Below are 9,079 nucleotides of genomic sequence, written 5' to 3'. Positions count from 1 at the left end.
CCGAATTAATGGTAAAGGCTGTGGCAAGCCAATTTTTCGGGCAGGATGTCGAAATTAAGCACTTTTCCTATGTCGAGGACAAACAGGATATTAATAATGTCATAACTATGTCGAAATATAGTCATTCCATCATTGCTTACACCATCGTCCTTCAAGATTTAAAGCAATATCTTGATCACAGAGCTGAAGAAGAGGGAATTATTGCTGTCGATTTAATGTATCCTCTGATGGATGCGTTCACTCAAAAATTTAATATGCAGCCCAATCGTCAACCGGGACAAATGAGAAAGTTAGATGAGAACTATTTCAAAAGAGTGGAAGCGATTGAGTTTGCTGTAAAGTATGATGACGGGCAGGAAGTACGAGGATTAAAACAAGCAGACATTGTCCTTGTTGGAGTGTCTAGAACATCGAAGACCCCTCTTTCTATGTATTTAGCCAATAAGCAATATAAGGTAGCCAATGTGCCTCTCATTCCAGAGATCCCACCTCCTCAAGAACTTTTTTCGATTCCAAGAAAAAAATGTATCGGACTAGTGATCTCACCTGAAAAATTAAATGACATTCGCAGAGAACGATTAAAAAGTTTGGGATTAACAAACGCAGCAAATTATGCCTCATTAGATCGAATCTTTGAAGAACTAACGTGTGCGGAAAACATTATGAAAAAAATCGGCTGTCCAATCATTGATGTCTCTAATAAGGCGATAGAAGAAACAGCTGATCTCATTTTAGCTATGTTTAATAAAAGGAGGAGCTATTCCTAATGGATAAAAAGTTTGTATTCCTATTTGATCAATCTGAAAGCGGTAAAAAAGAACTCCTTGGAGGAAAAGGCGCTAATTTAGCTGAAATGACCCGAATTGGGTTACCCGTTCCTTACGGTTTTACCATTACAACCGCTGCTTGTAATGCCTATTACGATGCCGGACAGATCATCTCACCAGAAGTTGAAGCCCAAGTATTAGAAGCCCTTCAAACACTTGAAGCTAAAACAGACAAACGCTTAGGTGATCCAACAAACCCACTTCTCGTTTCTGTCCGCTCAGGGGCCGTACATTCGATGCCTGGAATGATGGATACTGTTTTAAACCTTGGAATGAACGATGGCACGGTAAAAGGAATGGCCGAACTTACAAACAACCCTCGATTTGCTTATGATTCTTATCGCAGGTTTATTCAAATGTTCAGTAATGTCGTCCTGGATGTAGACAACTACTTCTTTGAACAACGATTAGAAGATATCCGTGAAGAAAAAGGATACCATTCTGATACAGAACTAACAGCCGAAGATTGGAAACAGGTGAGCGAAGAATTCAAATCGATTGTGGCTAGCCACACGAAACGAAGCTTCCCTCAGGATCCAAAGGAACAACTTTTCCTTACTATCAATGCCGTGTTTGACTCATGGAATAATCAGCGGGCTATTTTGTATCGTCGCATTCACCATATCCCTGGCCACCTTGGTACAGCTGTCAATATTCAAAGCATGGTATTTGGAAACATGGGAGATGATTCTGGTACAGGAGTTGCTTTTACCCGCAACCCATCTACCGGTGAGTCTAAGCTTTATGGAGAATATTTGATCAATGCCCAGGGAGAAGATGTTGTGGCAGGTATCCGCACGCCTCAGCCGATTGTCAGCCTCAAGGACGAAATGCCAGATGTCTATCAGCAGTTAGTTAATACTTGCCAGCTGTTAGAAAACCATTACAAGGATATGCAGGATATTGAATTTACTGTCGAGGGAGGGAAGTTATTTATCCTTCAAACACGTACAGGGAAACGAACCGCCCAAGCAGCCATTCGAATTGCCGTTGAAATGGTAAAAGAAAAGATTATGAATCAACGAGAAGCTCTTTTACGCGTGGATCCTGATCAGCTCAACCAACTGCTCCACCACCGAATCGATCCTGAACACAAAAGAAAACAATTAGCCACAGGCTTACCTGCTTCCCCTGGAGCTGCCACAGGCCAAGTTGTCTTTGATGCGGATGAAGCCGAGGAACTATCCAAGGACGGAAAAAAAGTCATCCTTGTCCGCCCTGAAACAACCCCTGATGATATTCATGGAATTGTGGCTTCCCAGGCGACCGTTACGAGTCGCGGCGGAATGACAAGCCATGCAGCCGTTGTAGCTAGAGGTATGGGAAAAGCCTGCATATGCGGCTGCGACTCCATAAAGATCCACTTGGAGTCCAAACAATTCATCGTTGGGGCAACGACTGTGAACCACGGGGATACGATTACGATTGATGGTTCAACCGGTGAAATCTTCCTCGGAGAAATTCCAATGATCGAACCAGAGCTTTCAGATGAATTCCAATTGCTGCTTCGCTGGGCCGATGAAGAGACGAAAATGGGCGTACGGGCAAATGCTGATAATCCAGTTGATGCTGAAAAAGCATTGGAGTTTGGAGCAGGAGGCATTGGACTTTGCCGTACAGAGCATATGTTTATGGATGCCTCTCGCATTCCTACGGTGCAAAGTATGATCCTGTCTGAAACCACTGAGGAACGTAAGGAGGCTCTCGACAAACTCCTGCCTATGCAGCAGCAGGATTTTGAGCAAATTTTTGAAACGATGCAAGGTCATCCGATTACCGTACGCTTATTAGATCCGCCCCTTCATGAGTTTTTGCCGGATAAAGAAGAACTGCTCGTTGACGTGACAAAGCTGCAACTGACCGACCCTAATTCATCCGATCTACAAGAAAAGCAAAACCTCTTACGGAAAGTAAGGCTGTTAGAGGAATCAAATCCGATGTTAGGGCATCGTGGCTGCCGCTTAGGAATGATCCACCCTGAAATTTATGAAATGCAAATCCTGGCGATTTTTAATGCGATGTATAACGTGATGAAAAAAGGGATCAACGTTAAATCCGAAATCATGATCCCTTTGGTCAGTCATGTGAATGAACTTAAGGAAATGCGTCACCTTGTGACCAATATTGGCGACCAGGTGCAGGCAGAAACAGGACAAGCATTCGATTATCTTATTGGGACCATGATTGAAACACCGCGAGCGGCGCTTACAGCCGATCAAATTGCCGAAGAAGCGGACTTTTTCTCTTTCGGAACCAACGATTTAACTCAAACCACCTTTGGATTCAGTCGAGACGATGCAGAAGGAAAGTTTCTCCAGCATTATGTAGAAAGCGATGTCCTAAAAAGAAATCCATTTGTATCATTAGATCAAGAAGGTGTAGGAAAACTTGTAGAAAGTGGTGTGAGACTGGGAAGAGAAACAAAACCTACTCTTAAAACAGGGATCTGTGGAGAGCATGGCGGCGAAAAAGAATCGATCCAGTTCTGCTTTAATTTAGGAATGGATTATGTAAGCTGCTCCCCTTTCCGTGTTCCATCTGCACGTCTTGCAGCAGCTCAAGCGACCATTCGTCACGAGCAAAGTAATCGTCTGAAAGAACCTCAGTATAATTAATACTGCAGAGAGGAAACATTCTTCTTCTAAGAATTAGTTAATACAGTAATGGAAGTAGTAAGAATAAATGGTAAGGAACTCTTAACAACTTCGTTGAGGGTTCCTTTTCTTTTTGTTCACTAATTATAGATGGTCTCTGCCATCGAAAGTGAAGCATCATTGTTAATCCCCCCTTATAGTCACTGGGAAGAAAAGTATACAGCTGTCAAGAGAATCCACAAAAGAGGAACTGCCCCCAAACCCCCATTCAGAAGAGAAATAGGTAGAAATTTAGCGTATTTGTTACACAACTGTAAAATCGTGTCGAATTATAATATGCTACTATATTTGTGGGAGAAAAACTACCAATCAATACATAATCAGGGGGGATTTTCTTTTGAGGAAAAAGTTTGTCAGTGTCGTTTTAGCTAGTCTTATGGTAATGGTCCTGTTTGTACCACATACTCACGCAGCATCAGCTTCAGGCGATGAAGTGATCAAGCTTGCAAAAAAATATCTTGGAACTCCATACCAGTGGAGTGGAGAAACACCGGATGGATTTGATTGTTCGGGATTTACATACTATGTAATGGAGAAATTTGGGGTCAATCTTTCAAGAGGTTCCTATGATCAATATAAACAAGGTACATATGTTTCAGCATCGAATCTTCAAAAAGGAGACTTAGTCTTCTTCTCAGGTACATACAAAGATGGTATTTCCCATGTAGGGATCTATATCGGAAATGGTGAAATGATTTCTTCTACCAAGAGCAGTGGAGTTGCCATTGATCCGGTCTTCTCTGGTTATTGGGGAGATAAATATACGGGTGCAAAAAGATTTTTAGATAACAGTTTCTTCAGCGATGTTTCAACTGATTACTGGGCTTATGATGAGATTAAACATTTAAATGACGAAGGTATCATCAATGGGTTGCCTGACGGAAGCTTTGGACCAAATGATAATGTATCCAGAGCGCAAGTTGCTAAAATGGCGATCGAATCCTTGAATCTTACACCTTCTTCGTCCGGCCAATTCAACGATGTTCCCTCATCTCACTGGGCATATGAATACATAAATGCAGCGGTTAAAGCTGGTTTGGTCAATGGTTATGGGAATGGTGAATTCAAACCAGATGAAGATATTACCAGAGCTGAAATTGCAGCAATTGTTACTAGAGCTTTCGAATTAAGCGGAAATAGCAGTTCTTATAGTTTTGAAGATATGAACTCTTCTCATTGGGCATATGACGATGTGTACGCATTAGCTTCCAATTCTATTACTACAGGGTACAACGACAACACATTCCGCCCTAACGAAGAAGCAACACGAGCTGAATTTAGCGCTTTCTTGTATCGTGCTTTAGATTAAACAATTTCAGCAACCTTACTCTATAGATAACTCAAATGATAGGTGATTAAGAATATAACATTTAATAGAACCTGACCGCCTATGATGGATAGACGGTCAGGTTCTTCATTTATTATTTCATCGTTTGATACCCCATGGTAAGTACTCTCTTTTTTGTCCCATTGATACCTTTTTTCTATCGCAAAAGAAACCATCAACCCCGACTTTCTCTACTATTAAGAGTCAGTCCATTCATTAACTTTTCAATGCTAGCCCCTTGCAGTCTTTTTAGAACATAAATTATAAGTTTACAAAACTATTTCTAGCAAGTGGTTGGGCGTTATCTTATCTCCACCCTTTAATTTATTACAAACGTAAAAGTTTTTTATTGATTTGTAAGTCTCTCATTAAAGATTACTAAGAATCAATAAATACTATTCAATATCAGTTTTTCCTCCTCTATGATAATGTTTAGTTGATTTAAATCTATTAAGGAGGAGTTACTATTGAAATTGAAAAACTTTTTTAAGAAGGCGACCCTGTTCACCGTTGCTTTGGGAATGACCATGGGACCTACAACAACTTTCGCAGCACCTGCAAATGAGGACCCAACGATGAATGATGAACATTTTTTAATCGTTGGCCATAGAGGTGTCAGTGGATTAGCACCTGAACATACGATTCCGTCTTATGACCTTGTCAAAGAACAAAAAGGAAACTATATCGAAGTGGATATTCAGATGACCAAAGACGGGAAACTTGTTGCCATGCACGATACGACCCTCGATCGAACAACAGACGGTACGGGTGAAGTGCGCGATTATACGCTTGAAGAAATCAAACAGCTTGATGCGGGATCCTGGTTTAATGAAGCTTACCCGGAAAAGGCGAAAGCCTCCTACAACGGACTTGAAGTGCCAACCCTCGAAGAAATTTTTCAACGATACGGAAAAGACGCAAACTATTATATTGAAACAAAATCCCCGGATGTCTATCCTGGAATGGAAGAAAAACTCCTGGAATTATTGGAGAAGTACAATCTTGACGGGGTGAACGAACAATCCAGCCATGTGATTATTCAATCATTCAGTCAAGAAAGTTTACTTAAAGTTCATGACTTGAATCCGAATCTTCCCCTAGTCCAATTGCTTTGGTATGAACCAGGGGAAAATGGCAAATACGTAGAAGATAAAAATATCACCCCTTCTCCCTCTGAAATGACAAAAGGTGACCTAGAAGAAATTGATAAGTATGCGGTCGGCATCGGTATGAATTACCGCTATGATGGAGAACTGATTTACGATGAAAGTTTCATTGGATTGGCAAGAGAACTTGACTTGCTCGTTCATCCCTACACAGTGAATTCAGAAGCAGATATGGACATGCTCCTGGATTGGGGTGCTACAGGCATGTTCACGAACTATGCAGGAAAATTATTTGAGGTATCCCATCACTAAAGAAATGGTCAGACCATAAAAATGGTCTGACCGTTTCTTTTATCTTAATGGCTAAATTTGATCTAAACTGTTTACTAGTTCATAAAGTTTGGACTGCAATCCTAAATACATAATTTCGATCAAGATAGTAGTCTTCCTAAAAGTGAATAGATTGATATTTTTTAATTTTTTAGAGGAGAAAAAAATCGTATAAGTCAGTTAACTATTCTTAAAACGTTTTTTTCAGAAAAAAGAGAAGGCACTCTCTTCATAAATGTATGCTTCACGAGCAAATACATTTTGAAAGAGGCCTTCTCACAAAAAGGATTATTTTACTGTGCCTGCATTGGCAGGATGTTCTCCATGACGATAGTAATCGGCATCAATAGGATCCAGAGGTTTACGACCAAGGATAAGATCTGCTGCCTTTTCCGCCAACATCAATACTGGTGCGTGGATGTTGCCGTTCGTAACATAAGGCATGGCAGATGCATCGACTACTCGTACATTGTCGAGTCCGTGAACTTTCATAGTTTCCGGATCTACCACAGCCATAGGGTCTGATTCTGGCCCCATCTTAGCTGTACAAGACGGGTGAAGGGCAGTCTCTGCGTCTTCTCTTACCCATTCCAAGATCTCCTCTTCTGTTTGAACGGTAGGACCAGGTGAAATTTCCCCAGCATTGTACTTCTTCATAGATGGCTGAGACATAATTTCACGCGTGATCTTGATGGCTTCTACCCACTCACGTTTGTCTTGTTCCGTAGATAGATAGTTGTAAACCATGCTCGGGTGCTCTTTCGGATCTTTCGACTTAATTTTCAATGATCCGCGGGCATCAGAGTACATCGGTCCAATGTGTACTTGGAATCCGTGATCCGTTGGTGCTTTTTGTCCATCGTAACGTACCGCTACCGGAAGGAAGTGGAACATCAAGTTCGGGTAGTCGACGTCTTCGTTTGAACGGACAAAGCCTCCACCTTCGAAATGGTTCGTTGCTGCAGGACCAGTACGGCCGAGCATCCACTGTAAGCCGATCCAAGGCATGCGTCTCTTCTGCAGGTTAGGCTGTTCGGAAACAGGAAGAGGGCATGCGTGTTGTACGTAAACTTCAAGGTGATCCTGAAGGTTTTCCCCTACACCTGGAAGATTGACGACCGGTTTAATCCCAAGGGAGCGCAAGTGTTCGGCATCTCCTACACCGGACAGTTGAAGGAGCTGCGGCGTATTGATAGCTCCACCTGAAAGAATGACTTCACCTGCTTCAACTTGATGCATTTTTCCGTTGCGTTTATAGGTCAATCCTTTAGCTTTAGTACCATCAAAGTCGATGCTCGTAACGAAAGCACGAGTCTTCACCGTTAAGTTCTCACGATTCATTGCCGGATGTAGATAAGCACGTGAAGCTGACAAGCGCTGGCCTTTGTACACATGCTTATCAAACGGTCCGAACCCTTCTTGACGGAAGCCGTTCACATCAGGGGTTTTGTTATACCCAGCCTCTACAGCTGAGTTAAAGAAGGCTTGGAATAGAGGATTTTTGGCTGGTCCGCGTTCCAATTTGATCGGCCCGTCGTGACCACGAAGTTCATCATCTGGTGATCCTAAAGCATTCTCCAGGCGCTTGAAGTACGGAAGGCAGTGAGCCCAATCCCAGTTTTGCATACCTTCGTCAGATCCCCAGCGTTCATAGTCCTTCGGATTTCCGCGCTGATAAATCATACCGTTGATGGAGCTGGAACCTCCAAGTACTTTTCCACGCGCGTGCGGGATACGACGTCCATTCATATATGGCTCAGGATCCGATTCATATTGCCAATCGTAAAGATTTTTTCCAGAAGGGAACGGCAACGCAGCCGGCATTTGGATCAATAGGTCCCATGAATAATCACTGCGTCCCGCCTCTAAAACAAGAACGCTCTTTTTCCCATCTGCACTTAGACGGTCGCCGAGTACTGAACCCGCACTACCGCCACCAACAATTACAATATCATATGCTTCTGTCATATCTGTTCCTCCTCGATGTTAAATTGGATGGAAGGGATTCGGCAATGGGAAAAGCACTGCTCGAAAACCCTTCTTCATTTATTGGTTTAGTTTATCGTTATTCTTTTTCTTACCATTTACTTGATTACTAGGTTGCTTAGAACCAGTTAATAGGTTCAGGGTTAAGGTTTTGGAATATATGCTTGGTTTCTGTATATTCTTCAATTCCCAGTTTGCCTAGTTCGCGTCCAATTCCAGACTGCTTAAATCCACCCCACGGCGCGTGTGGGAAATAAAGGTTGAATTCATTAATCCAAACCGTACCCATACGCATCTTCGCTGCACAGCGTTCAGCTTTTGCAATATCGTTTGTAAAGACGCCGCCAGCAAGACCGTAGATAGAGTCATTCGCAAGCTTTACTGCCTCTTCTTCTGCACGGAACTTCTCAACCGTGATCACTGGACCAAAACCTTCTTCTTGAACAACGCTCATGTCTGTTGTGCAATCTGTGAAGATAGTTGGCAAGTAGAAGAATCCTTTTTGTAATTCCGGATCTTCTGGGCGTTTTCCGCCAACGGCTAAGGTAGCCCCTTCTTCAATCCCTGCTTCTACATACTTTTCTACTTTTGCAAGGTGTTCAGCTGAAATAAGTGGTCCCATTTGGGTATCTTCCTCAAATCCGCTTCCCAGCTTGAATTTTTTCACTCGCTCCACAAGCGCGTTAACGAAATCATCGTGGATGCTTTCTTCTACAATCAGTCTTGTACCAGCGGAACAGATCTGCCCTGCGTGGAAGAAGACTCCGTTTAACGCTTGATCGACAGCAAGATCAAAATCAGCATCAGCAAAGATGATATTCGGGTTTTTCCCTCCAAGCTCAAGAGCAA

The 9,079-nt window shown here is 42.4% G+C and carries 6 protein-coding genes; 4 read left to right on the top strand and 2 right to left on the bottom strand.

Features of this window, described 5'->3' with window-relative positions; translation table 11 throughout:
- The 4 genes from LD39_RS06245 to LD39_RS06230 all read left to right on the top strand — a co-directional run.
- Positions 1-767, top strand: a 767-nt coding sequence (locus LD39_RS06245; protein ID WP_035544073.1) for a pyruvate, water dikinase regulatory protein, incomplete at its 5' end; no start/stop codon positions are given.
- Positions 767-3,442 carry a pyruvate, phosphate dikinase gene (gene ppdK / locus LD39_RS06240; RefSeq protein ID WP_035544069.1) on the top strand — a complete coding sequence of 892 codons (2,676 nt, stop codon included), beginning with the start codon at positions 767-769 and terminating at the stop codon, positions 3,440-3,442. The genes LD39_RS06245 and ppdK, both read left to right, overlap by 1 nt.
- A gap of 376 nt (positions 3,443-3,818) precedes the next feature.
- Positions 3,819-4,790 carry a C40 family peptidase gene (locus LD39_RS06235; RefSeq protein WP_035544066.1) on the top strand — a complete coding sequence of 324 codons (972 nt, stop codon included), beginning with the start codon at positions 3,819-3,821 and terminating at the stop codon, positions 4,788-4,790.
- 539 nt (positions 4,791-5,329) lie between these two features.
- The gene (locus tag LD39_RS06230; protein ID WP_052158751.1) at positions 5,330-6,226 is read left to right on the top strand and encodes a glycerophosphodiester phosphodiesterase; all 897 of its coding nucleotides are present in this window, start codon (positions 5,330-5,332) and stop codon (positions 6,224-6,226) included.
- 306 nt (positions 6,227-6,532) lie between these two features.
- Here LD39_RS06230 and betA read toward each other — a convergent pair whose 3' ends face one another.
- Positions 6,533-8,212, bottom strand: a complete 1,680-nt coding sequence (gene betA, locus LD39_RS06225; protein ID WP_035544065.1) for a choline dehydrogenase — start codon at positions 8,210-8,212, stop codon at positions 6,533-6,535.
- A 136-nt stretch (positions 8,213-8,348) separates the two neighbouring features.
- The coding region (locus LD39_RS06220) for an aldehyde dehydrogenase family protein (RefSeq protein ID WP_035544064.1) at positions 8,349-9,079 on the bottom strand (731 nt) is incomplete at its 5' end.

This window comes from Halobacillus sp. BBL2006, assembly GCF_000786645.1.
Taxonomy (GTDB): Bacteria; Bacillota; Bacilli; order Bacillales; family Halobacillaceae; genus Halobacillus.
This window is presented reverse-complemented; position numbering and strand designations above follow the sequence as displayed.